Raw genomic sequence first — 22,420 nt, 5'->3', positions numbered from 1 at the left:
CAAACAGTTATGGATAGAAGAAATTTTATTAGAACTACAGCTGCTGCCTCAGCTGGTTTAGGGATCATGTCAAGCACAGATTTATTTGCTCAGGATGGTAAAGTAAGACTAGCTTTTATTGGTGTAGGTCTGAGAGGACGTAACCATGTAGCGATTGCTTTAAATAGAGATGATGTAGAGATAGTCGCTATTTGTGATACACAAGAAGAGTCGTTGACACAATGTCGCAAGCAATTTGACAAGAAAGGTGCAAAACTTCCTAAAGAATACACAGGAACAATTGATGCCTACAAAAAAATGCTGGATAACGAAAAGCTGGATGCTGTTATTATTGCGACTCCATGGGAATTCCACAAAAACCAGGCTATAGATGCGATGAAAGCAGGTCTGTATGTAGGTTGTGAGGTAATAGCCGGTCTGACTGTAAAAGATCACTGGGATGTTGTAAAAGCGTCTGAGCAGACTGGAAAGCCTTATATGACATTAGAAAATGTGGCTTATCGTCGTGATGTATTAGCAGTATTAAATATGCACCGTCAAGGTCTTTTCGGTGAGATTCTGCACTTAGAAGGTGGTTATCAGCACGATTTAAGAGAAGTACTCTTCAATGATGGCAAAAGCTATTATGGAAAAGGAGTTGAATTTGGCCCTAAAGCTATTTCAGAAGCTCAATGGAGAACCAAATATAATGTAGAACAAGACGGTGACCTGTACCCTACTCACGGATTAGGCCCTATTATGCATTTTGCTGATATCAATGCCGGAAACAGATTTACACATATCACTTCTTATTCCAGTAAAGCAAGAGGATTGGCTGCTTACGTAGAGAAAATGTCTCCGGGTCATCCAAATGCTAAATTGAATTATAAAAATGGTGACATCACACAAACGATGTTACAGTGTGCAAATGGAGAAACAATGTTGTTGACACATGACACACACTTGCCTAGACCTTATTCTATAGGATTCCGTGTACAAGGTACAAAAGGAATCTGGATGGATGTAGCTAATGGTATCCACATCGAAGGTCAATCTAAGCCTCATGCATGGGATCCTGCAGCAGACTGGGTAAAAAAATACGACCATCCAATCTGGAAAAAATACGAAGAAGTAGCAAACGGATCCGGTCACGGAGGTATGGACTGGTTTGTATTTAACGGATTTATACAGGCTGTAAAACAAAAACGCCAGACTCCTATTGATGTATACGATTCTGTAACAATGAGTGCAGTATTCCCGTTATCAACAGAATCTATCAAAGCAGGAAATAAGACATTGGAATTTCCGGATTTCACAAGTGGAAAATGGAAAACCAAAAAGAATACCTTTATGTTGGATGATAGCGGTTTCTAAACCGTTATCTCCTTATCTTAAACAAGAAAGGGTTCCTGANNGGAACCCTTTCTTGTTTAAGGCGATTTACACTCTAAAAGTGTACACAAACACAATAAAGTTAAGAGACTGTAAACAAGTTAATTAAAATTTCAAACACCTATATTCCGATCGATATTGCTATCTTTGTATGTTTAACAATTTTGATAAATAGAAATGAGCAAAGTTAAAGTAGGAATTGTACAGATGTCCTGTGAAAAAGACAAACAGGCCAACCTGGACAAAGCTATTGTTAAAGTAAGAGAAGCTGCAGCTAAAGGCGCACAAATCGTTTGTTTACAAGAACTTTTCACATCCCTTTATTTCTGTGATGTTGAAGATTATGATAATTTTGATTTAGCAGAATCTATTCCGGGACCTTCTACGGATGCATTATCTGTTGTGGCTAAAGAATTAGGTGTGGTTATTATTGCGTCCCTTTTTGAAAAACGTACACAAGGGCTTTACCACAATACAACAGCCATCCTGGATGCCGATGGAAGTTATTTAGGTAAATACCGCAAAATGCATATTCCGGATGATCCGGCATTCTACGAAAAGTTTTATTTTACTCCCGGAGATCTGGGATATAAAGTTTTTTCTACCAAATTTGGAAAAATCGGTATTCTTATCTGTTGGGATCAGTGGTATCCTGAAGCATCCCGCATTACAGCATTGATGGGTGCAGAGATCTTATTTTACCCTACTGCTATCGGATGGGCTACAGATCAGGATGAAGAGACAAACACCGACCAATACAATGCATGGCAAACAATCCAGCGTTCACATGCGGTAGCGAATGGCGTACCTGTAGTTAGCGTAAACCGGGTTGGTTTTGAGCAGGATGGTGCTATGAAATTCTGGGGAGGCAGCTTTGCGGCCAATGCTCAGGGTAAATTGCTTTATCTGGCATCCCATGATCAGGAAGAAGTAGAAGTTGTCGAACTGGATCTCAATCAGTCGGACTACTTCCGTAAACACTGGCCTTTTCTTCGTGACAGACGAATTGACTCCTATCAACCGATTACAAAGCGCTTCATTGACGAAGACTAACATTACTTTTACAGACTTCTGTTCTGAATCAGAAGTCTGTAAAATTCATATTTATTAAATCACACAGAACAATGAGGTTCAGCAAATCCATACTTCTGATTCTATTACTGCTTACAATGGCTCATTCCGGATTTAGTCAGGAACCAGGCCTTAAGATTGAAAAGTTGACGAAAGACTTCTATATATATACCACATATGTAGAGTACAGTGGCGTAAAAACATCGGCTAACGCTCTGTATATGCTTTCTAAAGACGGTGTTATACTCTTTGATACACCCTGGGATCCGGATCAGTACCAACCGTTACTGGATTCTATACGCAACAGGCATCAGCAGGAAGTTATTGCAGTATATGCAACACATTCACATGAAGACAGAGCAGGAGGATTTGGTTTTTTTAATAAAAAAGGAATACCGACATATGCTACTGCAGCTACTAATACTATTCTGAAAGCCGATCATAAACCGGAAGCGACACATCTTGCAGAGCTGGACAAGACTATTCATATCGGAGGAAAGGAATTCATAATCAAATATTTTGGTGAGGGACATACTTCAGATAACGTAGTAGTATGGTTTCCAAAAGAAAAAATATTGGACGGCGGATGTCTCATAAAAAGCAGTGAAGCCAAAAATTTAGGATTTGTAGGTGAGGCAAATGTCCATGAATGGCCAAAAACCATCCGTAAAATTCAACAGACTTATAAAAAGATTAACTGGGTTATACCGGGACACGACGGTTGGAAACAACAGGGTCATCTCGAAAATACACTTAAATTATTAACACAATAGAACATCGTGAATTCAACTATAGATTTATCATCTACACCCAAAGCATTGGGTTTTTCATTTCCTGCAGAATGGGCACCGCAAGAAGCTATGTGGCTCAGCTGGCCTCATAAAGAAGAATCATGGCCGGGTAAACTGGAAACGGTATATGCTCCCTATTCACAATTTATCAAAGCTGTTGCCGAATCTCAAAAAGTACGGATTAATGTGGCTGATGAGGAAATGAAACAGTTTGCCTGGAATCATCTGAACGATGCAGAAGCAAATCTGGATAATATTGAATTTTATTTTAACCCAACCAACGATGCCTGGTGCCGCGATCACGGACCTGCATTCGTATTGAACCAGGATTCCGGAGAAAAAGCAGTAGTAGATTGGGGATATAATGCCTGGGGAGGTAAATACCCTCCTTTTGATCTGGATGACGTCGTGCCGACAAAAATTGCTCAACACTTCGGGCACCGTCTTTTTACCCCTCCTATTGTAATGGAAGGTGGTTCTGTAGAATTTAATGGTGCCGGTACGGTACTGACAACTACAGCATGTCTGTTGAATGAGAATCGCAATCCACACCTGACAAAAGAACAGATCGAGCAATATCTGCTTGAGTTTTATGGTCAGGATCAGGTATTATGGCTTGGGGACGGTATTGTAGGTGACGATACAGACGGACATATTGACGATATCACACGTTTCATAAATGAAAACACCGTAGTCACTGTAGTGGAATCAAATCCATTAGACGAAAACTACCTGTTACTACAGGAGAATCTGGAGACATTACGTACTTTCAGATTGAAAAACGGTGAACCACTGAATATTATCGCCTTACCTATGCCCTCTCCTGTTATTCATGAAGACACCAGGCTTCCGGCTTCATATGCAAATTTTTACATTGCCAATGAAGTTGTCGTAGTTCCTGTTTTTAATGATGTCAATGATGAGAAAGCATTAGCTATTTTGCAGGAATGTTTTCCTACCCGAAAAGTCATTGGTATCAATTCAGTAGACATTATCTGGGGGTTAGGTAGTTTCCATTGTCTGAGCCAGCAAGAACCTCTGTTATAGATTTACGTTTTTACTAACCTCCGCTTAAATAATATGAGAAAAACAGGATTCAGAGCTTTGTTGACCATTGGGATAGCATTATTATGCACCCATGTAAATGCTCAGGAACGAGACGATAGAGCTACTATTCTAAATTTTAAAGGAATACAGTTCACGAGTAAAGATTCACTTTTTTATACCAATTTCAGGTTTCGGATGCAGAATCGAGTCAAGTATACGAATACACTTGATGGTGAAAAAAATGATGAGTGGGAAGCACGTGTTAGACGGCTCCGCATGCGTGTAGACGGCTATATCTACACACCTAAGATCAGTTACTCTGTTCAATTGGCGTTCACGCGTGGAGATCAGGATTTTGATGATTCCGGAATTCCGAATATTGTTCGTGATGCGGTGATTTTCTATAATTTCAGTGACGATTTCTATATCGGATTTGGTCAGAATAAACTTCCGGGTAACCGTCAGCGGGTGAATTCTTCCGGTCAGTTACAATTTGCAGAACGTTCCATTGTCAATGCAAACTTTTCAATAGACCGGGATTTTGGTATTTCTGCAAATCTTTCCAAGAAAATCGGCAATATGCCTTTCAATCTGAAAGCAGAAATCTCCACCGGAGAAGGTCGAGCTGTAAATACGACAGACAATGGTCTTGCCTATACGGGACGTGTAGAATTCCTCCCGTTTGGTCAGTTTACAAATTCAGGTGATTACTCTGAAGGTGATCTGGAAAGAGAAGAAACACCTAAATTATCTATAGGAGGCGGCTATAGTTTTAATAATAAAACTACCAGACTGAGCGGACAGACCGGCGCATTTGTAAAGGATGCAAAGGATCTGACTACATTGTTTGCTGATGCAATATTTAAGTATAATGGATTTGCTTATCAGGTAGAATATATGAAACGGAATGTAGATAATCCTTTCAATCAGGATCTGGAAGGAAAAGAAGTATATGTTTACAAAGGATATGGTATAAATCAGCAGATCAGCTATTTATTCAGCAAGGGATATGAGATCGCAGGAAGATATACGTTTGTAGACCCACACAAAGATATTCGCCCAAAAGAGGAACGTACAGAAATTCTGGAAGCCGGACTTACAAAATATATGAAGGCACACCGCCTGAAGTTTCAACTGAATGGTAACTATCTGGTCAAAGATGGTTATTACAATAATCTGATGGATGATAATAAATGGGGATTTACGTTTCAGGTCGAATTGGGGATCTGATCAAATGTGATATAGCATTAATTCGTAAGGGCTGCTTCTGGCAGCCTTTACTATTTGCAGTAAAATACAAAAAAACATATGTAAATCTCATCAGTTTTGCATCATAAGAGTATTAATACTTATCTTTAAAATCAAATCAGGAAAGCGAGTTTTACATGAGATACTACCTTATTGCCGGAGAAACTTCAGGAGATTTACACGGTGCAAATTTGATTGAAGCACTGAAAAAAGAAGACAGTCAGGCTGAATTCCGGATAGTCGGCGGAAATCAGATGCAGACTGCTACAGGTCAATCGGCTCTGATTCACACTTCTGAAATGGCATTCATGGGATTTGTAGAAGTTATCAAAAATCTAAGCACTATTTCCAGAAACCTGAAAACAGTAAAAAAAGATCTTTTGGCTTATCGTCCGGATACTGTTATTCTTATTGATTTCCCTGGTTTTAATCTCAAAATAGCCGAGTTTGCAAAAAAACATGGCATCAAAGTATGCTATTACATTTCTCCCAAGATATGGGCCTGGAATCAGAAAAGAGTGTATAAGATTCGTCGTGTAGTAGACCACATGTTTTGTATTCTTCCTTTCGAAGTAGACTTTTATAAAAAATTCAACATGAAAGTGGATTACGTTGGAAATCCTCTTTTAGATGCAATAGACAAGTATCGTTTTAATCCGAATTTCAAAAAAGACAACGATCTCAATGAACGTAATATCATCGCTTTGCTTCCCGGAAGCCGTAAAATGGAGATAGAACGCATATTACCGGAAATGGTAAGGTTGTATTTTCTGTTTCCGGCACATCAGTTTGTAATAGCTGGTGCGCCAAATTTCGACAAAGCCTATTACGAACAATACACTCAGGACCTTCCTATAAAAGTTGTTTTTGATCAGACTTATGATCTTCTGCGCAATTCGGAAGCTGCTGTAGTAACAAGCGGAACGGCAACATTGGAAACCGGAATTCTTAAAGTACCTCAGGTTGTCGTATACAAAGCCAATGCTTTAAGTGTGAAAATTGCCCGGTTGGTAATTAAAGTGAAATTCATTTCCCTTGTAAATCTTATCAATGATTATCTGTCGGTAATAGAGCTGATTCAGGAAGACTGTACAGATTTTGAAATTGCCAATGAACTGGCTTTACTGATCAATGATAAAGAACACAGAGCCAGTGTAATGGAGAATTATGAGGTATTAGCCTCTAAGTTAGGAACTCCGGGTGCCTCTGAAAAAACAGCAAAGTTGATTGTTAAGTATCTAACTGAATGATACTTTTAAACTTTTTCATATATCGATTGTCTTACTTATAGTTTTTAAGTTTTTTAATCACTGATCAATATGAAAAAATATATTATTGCACTATTTGCTTCTTTAGCCGTAATGTTTACGGTTCAGGCGCAATCGCAACCGTCAACTGAGCACATCTCGAAACTTGAGATTGGTAAAAAGGGCAAGAAGACTTTTAACAACCGTGATTCCAGTATGGTTATCCATATCGACACATTAATTATGGGAGATCGTGCTTCCCTCATGTTTTATGGCAAGAAAGATGTGACTTTGGTTGTAAAATATGCTGAAATCGGCAATCAGGCTTCTATATCGGGTACTGATGGAAAAAATAACGGAACCAACTTTGATATACAGGCTAATATTCAAAAATTAGGTTCTTTATATATCATCGCAAAAGGTGATGATGCCTTTAACGGAACCAAAACTTTTCCTAACGGAAATGGCGGAAATGTAAAGATCAGTCTGGATAAAGGTAGTATAAAGCCACAACAGACAGATAAAAAAGCAAAAGCGTATCTTTTTGTAGATGTAGAACCGGGAGGACGTTCGGTTAATCCAAATTCAGATCTGAGAAATATATACAGTCGAATAAAAATGGCTCCAAGCGGATTAAGAGGTCTTCCTCAGGGACAGATTTATTCAGGAAGTCCGGGTACTACCGGAAAAATAGAAATTATTAGTATAGAACAATAAAGAGGCGGAAAATTCCGCCTCTTTATTGTTTACTAACCTACTCGTATCTCCTGAGGAGGTGTAATATTTTCCAGATCCTTGGGAAGGATAACAGTCAGAATACCGTCCTCATAACTTGCAGATATTCTGGAAGTAGCAACCTGATTATTTAACTGAAAGGAACGTTCGAAAGCACCTGCAGAAAATTCCTGATACATATAAGTGACAGGCGTCTCTTCTTCAGAAGGATCGTAGCTTACCGTAAGCACACTATCCTTTACCGCTACTTTGAACCGATCTTTTTGATAACCTGCTGCATAGAGTTGAAGGGTAAAGAATTCTTCGTTTTCTGAGATATTAGCAGGAATATTATTTTTTCTATCCGAACATGCACTGGCAAAAGGATGTTCACCATTCATAAACTCGTCTCTTAATCTGCCGAATTTTTGCTCAAATTTATTCTTGAAATGTCCGTACTTTGCGGAATGATCTGATGTATTATTAGTTTTATAGAACATTGTAATATTTATTTAAAATTAACGAATGGGGATAATAGCATAGTTTGGGCGCTCAGTGGCCGAATACTGCGGACGGATTGCAGAAGCACTCATTTCGTAGTAAGCCGGAGCGATACCTTTTCTTCGTTCATTGCGGATCATAGCTGCCTGACGTTTTTTAAAGCGTGAGGCAATAAACATTCCTGCACCTGCCAGCAATGTACCTACCAGCAATAATTTAAAGATCAATCCCACAACCAGCGCAAGTAAACCGGCTAAAAGTGTCAAACCAATCAATCTTGGTAATATAAACCGAATTTTATTTTTCATGATTTTTTTATTTTAATTATTTAATTCAAAGGCCTTTTGATAGAAGACGGGTAACATGTTATTATACTTTAATCTTTTTTAGATTTTTTTCGTAAAGGCAAAAAAAATCCCAAACAGCTGGTGTTTGGGATTCATAGTTATCGTATAGAATTCATAAGATTAGCAATCATGCCATCTTCTGGAAAAGCGTTGCTTCCATTCTTCCTTAAATTTTTCCTTATCCTCGGGTGAAAGTTGTTCCAGTTTTGATCGCAGATGCGAACGGTCACAGGCCTTCCCTTTTCCTTTAAACCTGAATCCTCCAAAAAGAATTTTGGATAAGACCAATATTCCGAAGGCCTGCCAGTAACTGATTGCTTTTACCCCTATTATTTCAGGTAAAAGGGTATTCCAAAGTAACTGAACCACCCAGACCAGCAGAAAAACCATCCCGATAATAAAAGGAATCATAAAAAGAATTTTTCCTTTTTTTTCGTTTCTAAATCTGTTATTCATATCTTCTTAATATTTAAGTTCTTCGTAAAGCATATTTAAGCGCAGACGAAGATGTTTTACCGCATACCCTTTGCGACTAATAATCGTTTTAATATTTTCTCCCTGCTGATCCGCAATTTGTTGTAATGTCATATCCTCTATTTCATTAAGCACAAATACATCTCTTTGTTTCTCGGGCAGTTCATCCAGCGCTTTCATCAGCTCCTCCCAAAACACTTCCTTGAACATCTTCAGCTCTGCATTATTGGAGTCGTCAGCTAATAATATCTCTTTGATCTTCAGCTCTCCTTCATCATCCATATAGGTATGATCTTCTATGGCATCTGTCTTTTTCTTGCGGTACAGATCTGTAATCTTATTACGCGTAATAGAATATAACCATGCACTCACATTTTCCAGCTGATCGATATTAGACAAGCGACTGGTCTGATACCAGACTTCCTGCAGAATATCTTCGGCATCTTCCACTTTCTTCACTTTTCCCTTTATAAAACGAAGCAATTGGGCGCCATAGTTACGAACGACCTCCGGAAGTGAAGAAGATTGTTTATCAGACATTTGTAAGGTATGAGTGTAGTCCATAGATCAAATGACGATCGACACACCCTTTTACTTTATACATATTGAAAATAAATGTAAAAATATTTTTGATTTATCATGCTCTCTTAGTCTGATTTATTAGTTACTTCTTCTTCAGCATGCAGTTGTGATACTATAAGCACGCCAGGAAACTGTTAAAAAACCTTAAAATAACGCATGAATTATACTATCCTTCCAGCGCCTGGCGTTATATCTGTACTTTTCATAAGTTTAGGTTAATAATTGGTTAGTAACGAAACGCTTCAGGCTCCCCGCTTGAAGCGTTTTTATGATTAAACGGTTCACAGCACTGGTTATTTGTTATCTGCATCCTTTCTTTTGGAGTTCATAGGCGAGTACAAGACGCGTCATCCGGTTGTATCTCGCTATCCCTTCAGCCTGATTGTTGTGTTGCAGATACTGATTGTAAAACAAGGCCATGAGATCGTTGGTCCAGCCCATATATGTTTTCCAGAAGACACGCTCTTCCTCTAGGTCACTTTCGATCTTGTCTGATAATCTTTTACGGTATGATTCAAATAACCCTCTGTCTATACCACGAAGCTCACGGAGCATATATGTCACGCATTGTAAATAGGCGGAGTATCTGTAAAATTCATTTGGATGATGCTGCAAGCGCACAAAAGCAATAAAATTAGCTTCATCTTCAAAACCTATCCCCTGCTGATGAGCCAGTTCGTGAACATAAGTAAATGGTTTGGCAACTTCTGGCATAGCTGTATTAACATGCGCTTCATGCGTAAAAGGATTAAAGTATCCCGATACACCTACGTACGAAACCAGTTGGCTGTTTAACGGAGATTTCGCGCGTACATTGGACACGGATAAGAAGGACCGGAATGTGGTATCATTCTGTACTGTTGCAACCATATCTTCCTCTATTTGCTGCCCTTTTCCTTTCCATACTTTCGGATTGACGTTTTCCCGAAGCGTGTTGGTTGTATCGATAAAGCGATCCAGTACTTCCAGGTAATCCGCCAGTTTCAGACTGTCGACACGTATATCTGCATTGCGGGAGACGGACTGTCTGTAATAGTTCATTCCCCAGCTTAGATAAAAAAAGACATATAAAACCAATCCCAGATTGATGAGCTTTGAAAAACGGAGCAAAGCAGGATAAAATTTCCTTTTGAATAATAAACAGACTGTCTGTACAGACATAAACGCTAGGAAACCGATCGCTGTACAATAAAAAACATCTCCGATGCTAAAAGGTATATATCCGAAAAAAGTGCCCGGAATAAAGGAAAATACCGGATACCATCCTCTTGAAAAGATCATTTCTACAGCACATGTATTACTCTGCCATAGCGTAAACACTATAATCAGAACAATCAATATCAGCGATATAATCCCGGATCTTTTCAGTTGGCTTTTCATTATTAGCTTTCGTTTTCGAAATAAACTTTATAGTAGTTCATTCCTTTCTCTTCATCAAAACCTTTTTCCAGATATTCTCTCTTTCCATGAACGTAAATATGAAAATTCTTATCGAGTTTCAATACACTTTTGTAAGAAGCTTCCATTTTCTTAACGGCCTTGTCCGCAATATCAAAATTACTCTGAAAAGGAGTCTCAAATTCGTCTTCAAATTCTCCACGATATTCTTTAAACAGAGAAATCGCCTGAGGATTTCCTAATACCTGTTCTTCAAATTCTTCCTGTACAAACTCTTCCTTTTCCTTAAAATAATTCATCGAACGGTTCAGCAGATCTATTTTATCTGCCTTCTCCATTTCAAATACATCTTCCAGTTTTTCATTTACAAAGTTTTTATACACTTTCAGGTAGTTTCCAGTTTGATTAAAGTTATCGTTACGGATTCGAAGTTTCAGAAATTCATCTTTCCAATAAACCGCTTCCTGCTGTTTGTTTGTCTGATCCACAACCAATACCTTGTAACCTTCGCCTTCCTCCACATCGATAATCAGCACACCTTTGTCCAACTTGTTGATATTGATGGCCTCTGCTTCATAATCCAGCTTAAATGCTCCCTGTTCAGGGTATACTTTAAGGTATGTTTCCTTATTTTCGGATTTAAAGATACCTATTGCCTGATGGTCTTCTCCTTCCATCTGTACATTTTTCAGGTGAACAACATACAATTCACCCGCTTTAATCTTGGGATGACCTGACACCTCATACAAATGCTTGCTGACTTGCTGAGAAAGTTCGTGAAAAGGTAGTTTATCCTCAAAAAACTGCTTTGTAAAATGATATACCTCATTGAGTTCCAGATCCTCATTAGGATGAAAAAAACGATGAACCTCATTCAGCTTAGCGAACGGAGACAGAAAATACTGCATCAGCAACTGTGGCATCACTTCATCTTCGCCCAGATTAACGGGTTCATCAGAAAGAATATAAAATTCATCCTGCGCTTTATTTCCTACGCGGTGAATGGATAATTTTTCGAAAGTGGCATCTTGGTGAAAAAACATATATTGCGATTCTATTTTTAAAAATTATACAGCTCTATTGCTGTTCTGTATGTCTGTATGTGGGCATTTACTATATCCCGGATATGTTCGGAATATCCGCCTCCCATACTGATCTGAACGGGTACATTAAATTGCTTGCATAAAGAAAGGACGATATAGTCCCTTTCTTTACATCCTTCCGGTGAAAGCTTCAGTTTACCTAGCTTATCTGTAGCCAAAACATCAACTCCTGCCTGATAAAATACAAAATCAGGTTCAACTTTCTGAAACAGATCCGGTAATACTGTTCCTAGCTGCGACAAATAATCTTCATCTGTAATCCCGTCTTCCAAACTAATATCGAGATGAGATTGTTCTTTTATAAATGGAAAATTCTTTGCTCCATGCATGGAAAATGTAAATACATCTTTATTACCTCTAAATATATTGGCTGTTCCGTTTCCCTGATGTACATCAAGATCAATGATCAATATTTTACGTGATTTCTTTTCTGCGAGTAAATATGCTGCTGCTACAGCCTGATCATTCAACAAACAAAACCCTTCACCATATGCATAACCAGCGTGATGTGTACCTCCGGCGACATTAAAGGCAACCCCATGCTGCATGGCCAAAAGTGCAGTACGGATAGTACCATCAACAATAAGCCGTTCGCGCTGAATAAGACTATCTGTCAATGGAAACCCGATTCTCCTGATCATACGTGCATCCAGTGTAAGCTCGAAAAGATCCTGTACATAAGATTTGTCATGTGCGAGACAGGCAATTTCTTTTGAAACCAATTCAGGTTCAAAAAAACTATCCCCAGATACAAGCCCTTCATGTATCAACTGCATGGGGATCAATTCATACTTCAGCATAGGAAACCGGTGGCCTTCCCTCAGCGGATGAATATAAGCGTTATGAAAAGCTATTTTGAGCAAAACAAAGTTTTCTATTTGATGACGAAGATACAAAAATGTTGCGGCACGCCTGCCTCGAAATCCTATCGAAATATTGGATTTACTAATAAAATTTAACATATTTACAGACTGACCTGCGTCAGTTTTTAACTTAACTTCATGGAAAATAAATCTTTACCTCAATTATCTGCAGAAGAACTAAGGGTCTTGGGTTCTTTACTGGAAAAATCCAAAACCACACCTGAATATTATCCTATGACACTCAATGGATTACAGACTGCATGTAATCAAAAAACGTCCCGCAAACCAGTGGTTAGTTATGATGAAGCGACTATTATTGCAGCATTAGATGCTCTGAAAAAGAGAGGATTAGTTTCCACAGTTGTTGGTGGTGGTAGCAGAGTAACCAAATATAAGCACAATCTCGCGATTCAGTTTCCTTTGATTCCTTCCGATCTGGCTGTACTGTGCTTATTAATTTTGAGAGGACCACTCACTGCCGGAGAGATCAATAGTAATTCGGGCCGGTTGCATGAATTTGAGGGACTGGAGGATGTACAGGAACATCTGAATAAGCTCAGTGAAGGCGAAATAGAATATGTGAAGCAATTACCTAAACGCCCCGGGCAGAAAGAAGTTCGCTATGTGCATCTGTTAGGTGAAGTAAATGAGGAAGATTATGATGAGCCTGTAAGCAACGGAGGGCAGCAGAGTCAGGTAAAGGAACTTGAAAACAGGGTTCTTGTATTAGAAGAACAACTGCAGCAACTTCGGGCAGAATTTGACAGTTTGATGCAGGAACTGCGTTAATTCGGATGTGTATGAAAAAGCTCCTCTTCTTATTATTCGTATTTCCTACTCTCTTGTTTGCTCAAAACAAGCAATACAGTATTATTCCTTTAGTTCAGGATGTAAAAAGCAGTTTTAGAGGATTAGCTGTAGTATCGGACCAGATTCTCTGGATTAGTGGCAGTAATGGAACTGTTGGAAGATCTTTAGATGGCGGAAAATCCTGGGATTGGGTCAATCCGGCAGGATTCGAATCATACGATTTCAGAGATATTCAGGCTTTTAATGCGAAAGAGGCGGTTATTGTTAATGCTGGTTCTCCTGCAGTGATATTGCGAACCCGTGATGGTGGAAAAAACTGGTTACGTACATATGAGAATACTCATCCGGACATCTTTTTGGATGGAATGGATTTTTGGGATACGAAAAGAGGAATCGCATTTGGAGATCCTATTGATGGCAAACTTCAATTATTGTATTCCTCCGATCAAGGAAAGAGCTGGAATGATATATCTGCTCATCTCAAGTATTTGATAAGACCCGGAGAAGCCAGCTTTGCTGCCAGCGGAAGCACGATCTGTACCCAGCCGAATGGTAAAGTATGGATCGCAACAGGCGGATCAGTATCCCATATTTATTTTTCCGGAGATTATGGTCAACATTGGGAACAGTATGCTTGTCCCATTATACAGGGTAAAAATACGACTGGTGTTTTTTCTATAGCTTTTATTGATCATATGACAGGTGTCGTTGCAGGTGGTGATTACGCTCAGGATAAAGAAAACCAAAATAACATATTGCTGACCTCTGACGGTGGAAAAAACTGGAAAGCACCAGCAAAACCTGTTTCCGGGTTCAGATCTTCGGTTGTATATGTGAATAAACAGACGTTATTTGCAACAGGAACTTCAGGAACAGACGTATCTCATGATGGAGGAAATACCTGGACTAAAATTGCTGATTCAAGTTTTAATGTAATCGGAAAATCAAAATCCGGGAATAAAATCTACCTTACAGGAAGTAAGGGAAATGTTGCAGTACTGCAAATACAATCCTCTCTGAAATAGAGGTTAACGTGTTACTACAAAACCATTCCATACAATTGATGTGGACAGCAACTGACGCTGTAGCATGTTTCAATTCCACACAGAAACCCATCTCTAGCGCAAGCATTAGTGTAATGTTGCTTGTGCTTTAGCAGAGATACAAACATTTTCCCTACAGTTGGTTTGGACAGCAACTGACGCTGTAGCATGTTTCAATTCCACACAGAAACCCATCACTAGCGCAAGCATTAGTGTAACGGTGCTTGTGCTTTAGCAGAGATACAAACATTCCATACAGTTAGTAAAAAACCAACTGATCCCCATCTCTAGCGCAAGCATTAGTGTAGCGGTGCTTGTGCTTTAGCAGAGATACAAACATCTCATACAGTTAGTAAAATACAACTGATACACAAAATTTTATAAATAAAAAAAGTCCGAGTTTCTTACGAAAGACGGACTTTTATGTGTCACTGAAAAAGTAACCGTTACAATTTTTTCACTCTGATATTACGGAAAAACACTTCTGATCCGTGTCCTAAGAAAGCAATATGTCCGGATTTACGTTGCAATCCCGGGTGGTTCTTACCATCAAGCGTACCATTTTTAGACGCTTCAGCAATATCACCTTCAAGAATGACCGTTCCGTTGACCGTTACCTTGATTTTATTTCCCTGTAAGCGGATTTCTTCCGTATTCCATTCTCCTACCGGTTTCAATGCACCTCTTTTAGCCGTAATGACACCGTATACGGATCCATGATACTGGTAAGGTTTTAAACTTTTGTAGACGTCAGCATCATTATCCAGAATCTGAATTTCCATACCTGCATAAGCTGCATCTCCTTCTACCGGCGCACGTAGACCTACTCCATTATTCGCTCCGGGAGTCAGTTTAAATTCAAATCGATAGACAACATCGCTGTATTCATCTTTGGTATACAGGTTACCTCCAAATTTGGCATTTGGGTAAACAACCAGATAGCCTTCTTCATTGATACCGTATCCATCGGAAGGAATCCAGTTGTCCAGATTTGTACCATCGAACAACATATCAAATCCTTCACTCTTCTCCTGTGTGCTAAGTTCAGAAACCTGCTTTCTAGGCAATTCTTTAATAAAGATATCACGGTAATATACTTTAGTACCATGTGCCTGCAATTCGATCTGCTCTGTAGGGAATAAAGATTGATTACGATCCCAATAGTTTTCCAAAGGTACATTGTCAGTCACCAGTACCCCATTCAGGTATACAGTCACTTTATCATCTACCATTTTTATTTTAAAAGTGTTCCATTCTCCAAGTGGGTTATCCGCTACGACTAATGGATCTTTTGCATTTTTTTGGTTGTTATACAGACCGCCGGAACCGACCTGTGCTCCCACATTGGTACGTGATATATCCCAGATTTGTACTTGCGGAGTGCCTCTCAGGTAAACACCGGCATCTCCTTCTTTACCATCCTTATCTAACTTCCAGTCCACCAACATCTCTATATCTCCATATTGTTTGATCGTAGCGATGTTATCTCCTTTTCCGTTGAAGATCAGTTCTCCATTATTAGCCTGCCATCCTGCACGCATTTTTTCGTCCGCTTTCTTTTGCTCAGCCGCCAATGTTTTAGCGTCCATTTTACTGCGTTTGATCGGATCTGCGACAAGACCTTTCCAGCCACTCAGATCATTTCCGTTGAATACAGATACAAACCCTTCTTTATTCGGCATTTCAGCCAACTGACGAAGTACTGCTTCTTTCAGATAGGAGCTTTCACTTCCGGACAGATTACCGATAACTTTATTCAATATATTCCGAACATCTTCTCCTACATATTCTTTATGATCAAATGCGATATTCATAGCAGTATTGGATGCAGCTCCGGCTAAAGCCGGATTGACCATCTGCTTGCTTGCAAAGATCATAGCCTGATAAGTACCCGCTCCCTGAAGCGAACTTAGCACCTGATTACGTTGTGCATCTGTACGTGCAATAGCAAAGGCATCTTTCAGATGCAACGTTTTCTGATCCGGAGTCAGAGAAGAACTGTTCACCAGACGAATCAGTCCTTTGAATATAGTATCAAAGTTGCCTTCTGCTTTTTCCGTTCTGGAAAGCGCAACAAGAGCCGGAAGTGCTTCCGCAGATTTCCATGATGCTAATGCAGAGATGGCCTGTGTTTTTACTTCAGGAATACCTGCGTCTGTGAAATTCTTAACAGCATTTAAAGATTCTGTCCCTCCCAATCCTGCAAATACAGGAAAATACATACCCGCTGAAGGTGATGCTGAAACGGTCACATTAGATGCTAATTTTGCTGTTATAGCATCTTTATCTTTGCTGGACTGAATCGCATTGATTGTTGCCTTTTGCAAGTATGTAACTTCATTTTTATTTGCCGTTGAGTATAAAGCATACAAATCATTCAGATCATCTTCCGACGCAACTATAGGTAATGCCTGATAGGCCGCCATGCGAACCTTCTCATCCGTGCTCTTTGCTAACGGCAGGACTGCTTTTGATGATTTAGCATTCGGTCTTTTTGCCAGAATGCCTAATAATGCTATCTGTGTCTTGGCATCCGCTGTTGCTAACGATTCATTTACAATATCAATAGCTTTTGCTTCTTTAGAAGCCAGAATCAGTTTTTGGATAGCGCTTGTCAGTGCCTCATCTGCATCTTTAAGCTGACTGATCAGCAGTGGGGTTACATTATTTCTGGATAGTGCATCAAGTGCCTCCAGTCCGGAAATACGGGCGTCACCTGTAGTATTGTTAAGAACAATTTTCTGAAGAGCAGACACGTCTGAAGCAGATCCCTTTTGTGCCAGAAAATCCAGGATACTTTCCTGAACACCTGGTGTAGCACTTTTTAAGGCTGCGATCAGTTTTTTGGTATCTCCGCTGTTTCCATATTCCCCTAGCAGTTGCAGGGCTACATTACGGTATGCGGCATCTTCACTGGTCGCTGCAGATAATAAAGCTTTTTTCTGTTTGGAAGCATTGATATTTGTAAGGATGCTTAACGCTGCAATTTTTGTTTCAGGTGCATTATTCACTCCTGCTCCTGCAAATAATGCTGCTGCAAACTTTTCAGCCTGTGCAGATTTCTTATTCTTCAAGAGTGTTTCCGCATAATCAACCGCCAGTCCAGTGATATCATTTGGCTCGTATTGATATTTTACGATTGCCAGCTGAGTTGCAAATACAGATGCTGATTTCTCGCCGCCAATTTTGCTAAGTGCTGTGAAAGCTGCTTTTTGAAATTTAGGAGCCGAAGTTGACTGAATAAGTTCAATAATTTTTGCTTCTGCATCAGCCGATCTGAGATCTCCCAGAGCAGTGACAATAGCGATCTTCTTAGTTTCAGAATCCGCATCTGTCAACGATGTTAATAAAGCTTTACGTGCATCATCTGTATTAATAGCGACCAGTGCACGGGAAGCTTTCCCTACCAGATAATCATCTTTAAGATAAGCTGTTAACGGAGCTACGGCTTCATTTTTACCTGACTGTTGCAATAATTTGATTACATATCCTTTATTGTCTTTGTCCGTTAATTTATCCAGAGCTGCAATTAATCCTTTTGCAAATGTTTCGCGTTTAGCTTCCATTCCGGATTGCATCACGTAAAAAGAATAAGAGTTACTTGCAAATTCAATTGTAGCGTTATTTCCACCCTGAGGCTGGAGCTTAGATAAGAGCTCAGCTATGTCATCAGAAGAGAAATTTTCCAACTCTTTCATGGCAGCCAGAAATTTTGCCTTTTCCTCTGCAGGCTGTTGTGCAAGTACATCTGCTATTTTGGTAGCAGTCGTCCTGTTGGAAGGCAATTGAGCATGTGCAGCTACTTGTAAAATCAAGAGTGCAGATAATATATTAAATGTTTTTTTCATTGGTTTGTGCTGTTGGAATGTAAATTAAATAGTCCACGGACCTCTCATCGGTTGATGGATCAAACGATTAGCGCCTTCATCATTAATAAACACCTGTTTGTCAGAATCGAATTTCAACGAACGGTTGAGTCTCAATGCAATCAGCCCAAGATTGACTAATGTACATGAACGATATCCATTCTCCTCATTCAGCGCAAATTTCTGTCTTGTTCTCACAGACTCCAGGAAGTTTGTAATCTGTGGTGCAGGTTCCGGATATTGCGAAAGTTTTCTTTCCAGATCCGGAATATCCGACACAAATCCTTTATATAATTTACCCTTAGGTCCTTCAATATAAGCTAATCCCTCGTCTTTGCCCTCTCCGTCTAATATAATCTGACAACCATCAGCATAGGTATAGGTAATACGTCTCCAGGTACCTACTGCATCATTGTGTTGTTGCGGAGCATCTACTTCAACTGACACCGGACTTTCTTCATCTTTTCCTAAGAAATACTGGACAGGATCCAGATAGTGTTGCCCCATATCGCCCAGACCTCCTCCATCATAATCCCAGTATCCGCGGAATGTGAGGTGAGTACGATGTGTACTGTAAGGCTTGTACGGTGCCGGCCCTAACCACATATCATAATCCAGTTCTGCAGGTACTTGTTCCACAGGCAAATTCTGCTTACCAATCCAGAAGAACTTCCAGTCAAAACCAGTATGTTTACTGATGGTCACTTTAAGCGGCCACCCCAACATTCCGGTATCAACCAGTTTTTTGATCTTTCTGACCGGCACCTGCATACCGTAGAAATTGTCTTCAAACCTAAACCAGGTATTTAGACGAAATATATTACCATGCTGTTTTACAGCTTCTTTAACCTTCTGCCCCTCACCTATAGTTCTGGTCATTGGTTTTTCACACCATATATCTTTTCCGGCGCGGGCAGCTTCTACAGCCATCAATCCGTGCCAATGCGGAGGGGTAGCAATATGGACAATATCCACTTCGGGAGATTTAATCAGCTCTCTGAAATCGTGGTATTCACGTACACCACCGCCTAATGTTTTCTGAGCGATAGCCAAATGACGGGTATCAACATCACAGATAGCGACGGTTTTTGTACCGGCATAAGCAAAATGTCCGCGTCCCATTGATCCCACGCCAATGACACCTTTGGTCAGGTGATCGCTTGGTGCAAGATAACCTTGTCCTCCTAAAACAAAACGTGGCACAATTGTAAAAGCAGCAGCTCCTATAATTGACTTTTTGAGAAACTCACGTCTTGAATTTTCTTGTTTTTTCATATTGTTGAATGTAAGTTTTAGGTATTGATTATACTCTCATAAAAATGGAGTTGTTATCAGGCAACTCCAATTTCTAAAGATATTAAAATAATCTTACATACATTTTAGCAATCTCAAAATCATATGTAAAATTTTTATGGTATTAGATAGCAGACATATTAAACGACAATAACTTTAATCCCCAGGGATTCCAGTTTTTCTACATAACGGGGATTAACATAATTATCTGTTATCAGAATATCGATTTGGTTGATCTCCGCTATTTTACCGAAGCTCTTACGTCCAAACTTACTGGAATCCACCAATACGATTACCTTTTGAGCCGATTCCATCATAACCCGGTTCAGCCGAGCTTCCTGCGCATTGGTAGTGGTAATTCCGAAATCCATATCAATTCCATCGACACCAAGAAAAAGTTTAGAACAAAAGAAGTCCTTTAAAATCGTTTCAGCATAAGCGCCTGTAACCGACATTGAAGTTTTTCTCATGGTGCCTCCAAGCTGTATAATTTCCACATTCTGATGCTGGATAAGCTGCTGTGCAACATTAAGTGCAGATGTTACCACAGTAAGCAGCCCCAGAGGTTCGATTTCTTTTGCCATGGCCTGCATAGTCGTCCCGGAAGCAATGATAATAGAATCATTGGGTTCTACAAATGAAGCAGCCGTTTTACCTATTTTCGATTTCTCGAGTGTATGTAATTTTTCCTTTTCGAAAACAGGACGATCTGTGGTATACGGATTCTGCCGGGTAGCACCACCGTGAACCCGAAATAACAGCGAACTGTCTTCTAAAAATTTTAGATCCTTTCGAATAGTAACGGTCGAAACCCCTAGCTCTTCACAAAGTTCGGAAACCGTAATATTACCAATCTGTTTAAGTTTTTCTAAGATTAAATGGTGTCTTTCAACGCTATTCATAATAGGTTTTAATTCAAATTTCACTAAGGTAAAAACTTTTCATTTAGGAGAGAAATAAAAATTTAACAATAATTTCGTTTGTTTTCTTTTAGTTTCGTTTGATTATTTATTATGTTTGTTTCAGGATCGTACAAACAGGAGATCATAACAACTGTTATATATTGTAAAATCAATTCTATATGAAATTTGACAGAAATGAAGGCATAAACAACCTTTATCAAACCCAACAATGGGATATTGCCATTATCGGTGGCGGAGCTACCGGTCTGGGGATTGCAGCAGATGCAGCCTCCAGAGGTTATAAAACAATCTTATTAGAAAAATATGATTTTGCGAAAGCCACGTCCAGCCGCAGTACTAAATTGGTGCATGGAGGCGTACGCTATCTGGCTAACGGTGATGTCAAATTGGTTTATTCGGCCCTGCACGAAAGAGGGCTTATTTTTAGAAATGCCCCACATGTAGCCCGAATACAAAGTTTTATTATTCCTTGCTATTCGTGGTTTAGTAAATTAAAATACCTGATTGGTTTAAAACTATACGACTGGATGGCAGGCAGCCTGCGTATAGGGAAGTCTGTATATCTGAATAAAACCGAAGTGCTCTCTAAATTACCTACTGTCAAAGCTTCTGCACTTCAGGGTGGAATACAATATTTTGACGGTCAGTTTGACGATGCACGTCTTGCCCTCAATCTGGGGCAAACGGCAGCCGAGTACGGCGCTACGATCATCAACTATGCTGATGTGATCCATATTGATAAAAATGAGACCGGGAAAGTAAGCGGATTGACGTTTGTCGATCAGGAAACTGGGCAGTCGCATACTATTCAGGCAAAATCCATTATAAATGCAACCGGAATATTCGTCGATGATATCCTGAAACTGGAAGAGCCAAAACACAAAAATCTGGTCAGACCCAGCCAGGGAACACATATTGTCGTTGATAAAAAGTTTCTCGGTAAATCGGATGCACTCATGATTCCCGAAACGAGCGATGGCCGTGTATTATTTGGCGTGCCCTGGCATGGACATGTACTACTGGGAACTACGGATACGCCTTTGGATCAGCATCAGATCGAACCACGCCCTTTGGAAGAAGAGATTAAGTTTATATTAGATACGGCTTACAATTACATGGAGCATGCTCCTACCCGCTCGGATATATTAAGTGTATTTGCCGGATTGAGACCTTTGGCCGCTCCACAGGGTGACGATGTCAATAGTACAAAAGAAATATCCCGGGATCATAAACTCATCAGTAATGCTTCGGGACTGGTCACTATTACAGGAGGAAAATGGACTACCTATCGTAAAATGGCAGAAGAAACCATCAATCTTGCGATCAAAGTCGCTGCTTTAGAACCAAAAGTCTGTATGACAAAAACCCTGAAAATACATGGCTATGCTCAAAATGAAGAACAGGGTCACTGGAAATTTTATGGCAGCGACGCAGAGGGTATACGTGCTTTGGCAGCAAGTTCTCCGGAACTGGCAGCTGTTTTGCACCCCAAATTTGAACATATTGCAGCGGAGGTGGTATGGGCTGTACGTCATGAAATGGCAAGGAATGTAGAAGATGTACTGGCCAGACGTATGCGGATATTATTTCTCGATGCAAAAGCATCTTTGGATATGGCTCCTCAAGTTGCTAAATTGATGGCCCAAACGCTCGGAAAAGATGAGCTTTGGATCAATGAGCAGCTTGAAAATTACAGACAGTTAGTGAAAAACTATATTATAAATTAAA

General features: G+C 39.7%; 20 protein-coding genes. 10 read left to right on the top strand and 10 right to left on the bottom strand.

Annotation, left to right across the window (positions count from 1 at the left end):
- Positions 1-9 precede the first annotated feature (9 nt).
- From B4B65_RS10870 to B4B65_RS10840, 7 genes are all read left to right on the top strand, one after another.
- On the top strand, positions 10-1,353 hold the full coding sequence (locus tag B4B65_RS10870; protein ID WP_201679066.1) for a Gfo/Idh/MocA family protein: 1,344 nt from the start codon (positions 10-12) through the stop codon (positions 1,351-1,353).
- Positions 1,354-1,548: 195 nt separating this feature from the next.
- Positions 1,549-2,424: a carbon-nitrogen hydrolase gene (locus B4B65_RS10865; protein WP_293915652.1), complete on the top strand. Its 876-nt coding sequence runs from the start codon at positions 1,549-1,551 to the stop codon at positions 2,422-2,424.
- 71 nt (positions 2,425-2,495) lie between these two features.
- Positions 2,496-3,215, top strand: coding sequence for an SPI family subclass B1 metallo-beta-lactamase (gene blaSPI / locus B4B65_RS10860; RefSeq protein ID WP_293915651.1), 720 nt, complete (start codon positions 2,496-2,498; stop codon positions 3,213-3,215).
- Positions 3,216-3,221: 6 nt separating this feature from the next.
- Positions 3,222-4,280 carry an agmatine deiminase family protein gene (locus B4B65_RS10855; protein WP_293915650.1) on the top strand — a complete coding sequence of 353 codons (1,059 nt, stop codon included), beginning with the start codon at positions 3,222-3,224 and terminating at the stop codon, positions 4,278-4,280.
- 33 nt (positions 4,281-4,313) lie between these two features.
- Complete coding sequence (locus B4B65_RS10850; protein WP_293915649.1) at positions 4,314-5,510, top strand: porin; 1,197 nt, start codon at positions 4,314-4,316, stop codon at positions 5,508-5,510.
- A 155-nt stretch (positions 5,511-5,665) separates the two neighbouring features.
- Positions 5,666-6,778 (top strand): lipid-A-disaccharide synthase, encoded by a 1,113-nt coding sequence (lpxB, locus tag B4B65_RS10845; RefSeq protein WP_293915648.1) that lies wholly within the window; start codon positions 5,666-5,668, stop codon positions 6,776-6,778.
- Positions 6,779-6,847: 69 nt separating this feature from the next.
- A complete protein-coding gene (locus tag B4B65_RS10840) occupies positions 6,848-7,492 on the top strand; it encodes a hypothetical protein (protein WP_293915647.1) in 645 nt (214 codons plus the stop codon).
- A gap of 32 nt (positions 7,493-7,524) precedes the next feature.
- Here the strand turns inward: B4B65_RS10840 and B4B65_RS10835 are convergent, their stop codons facing one another.
- The 7 genes from B4B65_RS10835 to B4B65_RS10805 all read right to left on the bottom strand — a co-directional run bounded on the left by B4B65_RS10835 (position 7,525) and on the right by B4B65_RS10805 (position 12,856).
- Positions 7,525-7,989 carry an Hsp20/alpha crystallin family protein gene (locus B4B65_RS10835; RefSeq protein WP_293915646.1) on the bottom strand — a complete coding sequence of 155 codons (465 nt, stop codon included), beginning with the start codon at positions 7,987-7,989 and terminating at the stop codon, positions 7,525-7,527.
- An 18-nt stretch (positions 7,990-8,007) separates the two neighbouring features.
- The gene (locus B4B65_RS10830; RefSeq protein ID WP_293915645.1) at positions 8,008-8,298 is read right to left on the bottom strand and encodes a hypothetical protein; all 291 of its coding nucleotides are present in this window, start codon (positions 8,296-8,298) and stop codon (positions 8,008-8,010) included.
- A gap of 159 nt (positions 8,299-8,457) precedes the next feature.
- Positions 8,458-8,793, bottom strand: coding sequence for a hypothetical protein (locus B4B65_RS10825; protein WP_201679057.1), 336 nt, complete (start codon positions 8,791-8,793; stop codon positions 8,458-8,460).
- 6 nt (positions 8,794-8,799) lie between these two features.
- Positions 8,800-9,351: an RNA polymerase sigma factor gene (locus tag B4B65_RS10820; protein WP_236582111.1), complete on the bottom strand. Its 552-nt coding sequence runs from the start codon at positions 9,349-9,351 to the stop codon at positions 8,800-8,802.
- A 342-nt stretch (positions 9,352-9,693) separates the two neighbouring features.
- Positions 9,694-10,773: a DUF3810 domain-containing protein gene (locus B4B65_RS10815; RefSeq protein WP_293915644.1), complete on the bottom strand. Its 1,080-nt coding sequence runs from the start codon at positions 10,771-10,773 to the stop codon at positions 9,694-9,696.
- A gap of 2 nt (positions 10,774-10,775) precedes the next feature.
- Complete coding sequence (locus tag B4B65_RS10810; RefSeq protein ID WP_293915643.1) at positions 10,776-11,834, bottom strand: nucleoid-associated protein; 1,059 nt, start codon at positions 11,832-11,834, stop codon at positions 10,776-10,778.
- Between the two features lie 17 nt (positions 11,835-11,851).
- Complete coding sequence (locus B4B65_RS10805) at positions 11,852-12,856, bottom strand: histone deacetylase family protein (RefSeq protein WP_293915642.1); 1,005 nt, start codon at positions 12,854-12,856, stop codon at positions 11,852-11,854.
- 39 nt (positions 12,857-12,895) lie between these two features.
- On the opposite strand from B4B65_RS10805, the gene B4B65_RS10800 reads away from it, so the two are divergent.
- Positions 12,896-13,546: a YceH family protein gene (locus B4B65_RS10800; RefSeq protein WP_293915641.1), complete on the top strand. Its 651-nt coding sequence runs from the start codon at positions 12,896-12,898 to the stop codon at positions 13,544-13,546.
- An 11-nt stretch (positions 13,547-13,557) separates the two neighbouring features.
- Positions 13,558-14,592: a WD40/YVTN/BNR-like repeat-containing protein gene (locus B4B65_RS10795; RefSeq protein WP_293915640.1), complete on the top strand. Its 1,035-nt coding sequence runs from the start codon at positions 13,558-13,560 to the stop codon at positions 14,590-14,592.
- 464 nt (positions 14,593-15,056) lie between these two features.
- On the opposite strand, the gene B4B65_RS10790 is transcribed toward B4B65_RS10795, so the two are convergent.
- The 3 genes from B4B65_RS10790 to B4B65_RS10780 form a co-directional block, all read right to left on the bottom strand.
- Entirely contained in the window at positions 15,057-18,458 is a 3,402-nt protein-coding gene (locus tag B4B65_RS10790; protein ID WP_293915639.1) for a DUF1080 domain-containing protein, read from the bottom strand.
- 24 nt (positions 18,459-18,482) lie between these two features.
- Positions 18,483-19,751, bottom strand: coding sequence for a Gfo/Idh/MocA family oxidoreductase (locus B4B65_RS10785; RefSeq protein ID WP_201679050.1), 1,269 nt, complete (start codon positions 19,749-19,751; stop codon positions 18,483-18,485).
- 158 nt (positions 19,752-19,909) lie between these two features.
- Entirely contained in the window at positions 19,910-20,671 is a 762-nt protein-coding gene (locus B4B65_RS10780) for a DeoR/GlpR family DNA-binding transcription regulator (protein WP_293915638.1), read from the bottom strand.
- Positions 20,672-20,850: 179 nt separating this feature from the next.
- Between B4B65_RS10780 and B4B65_RS10775 the strand changes: the two genes are divergently transcribed.
- Positions 20,851-22,419 (top strand): glycerol-3-phosphate dehydrogenase/oxidase, encoded by a 1,569-nt coding sequence (locus tag B4B65_RS10775; protein WP_293915637.1) that lies wholly within the window; start codon positions 20,851-20,853, stop codon positions 22,417-22,419.
- The last annotated feature ends 1 nt before the right edge of the window (position 22,420 follow it).

This window comes from Sphingobacterium sp. UBA5789 (assembly GCF_002418355.1).
Taxonomy (GTDB): Bacteria; Bacteroidota; Bacteroidia; order Sphingobacteriales; family Sphingobacteriaceae; genus Sphingobacterium.
The sequence above is the reverse complement of the archived record's forward strand: the minus strand, read 5'-3'. Positions and strand labels throughout refer to the sequence as shown.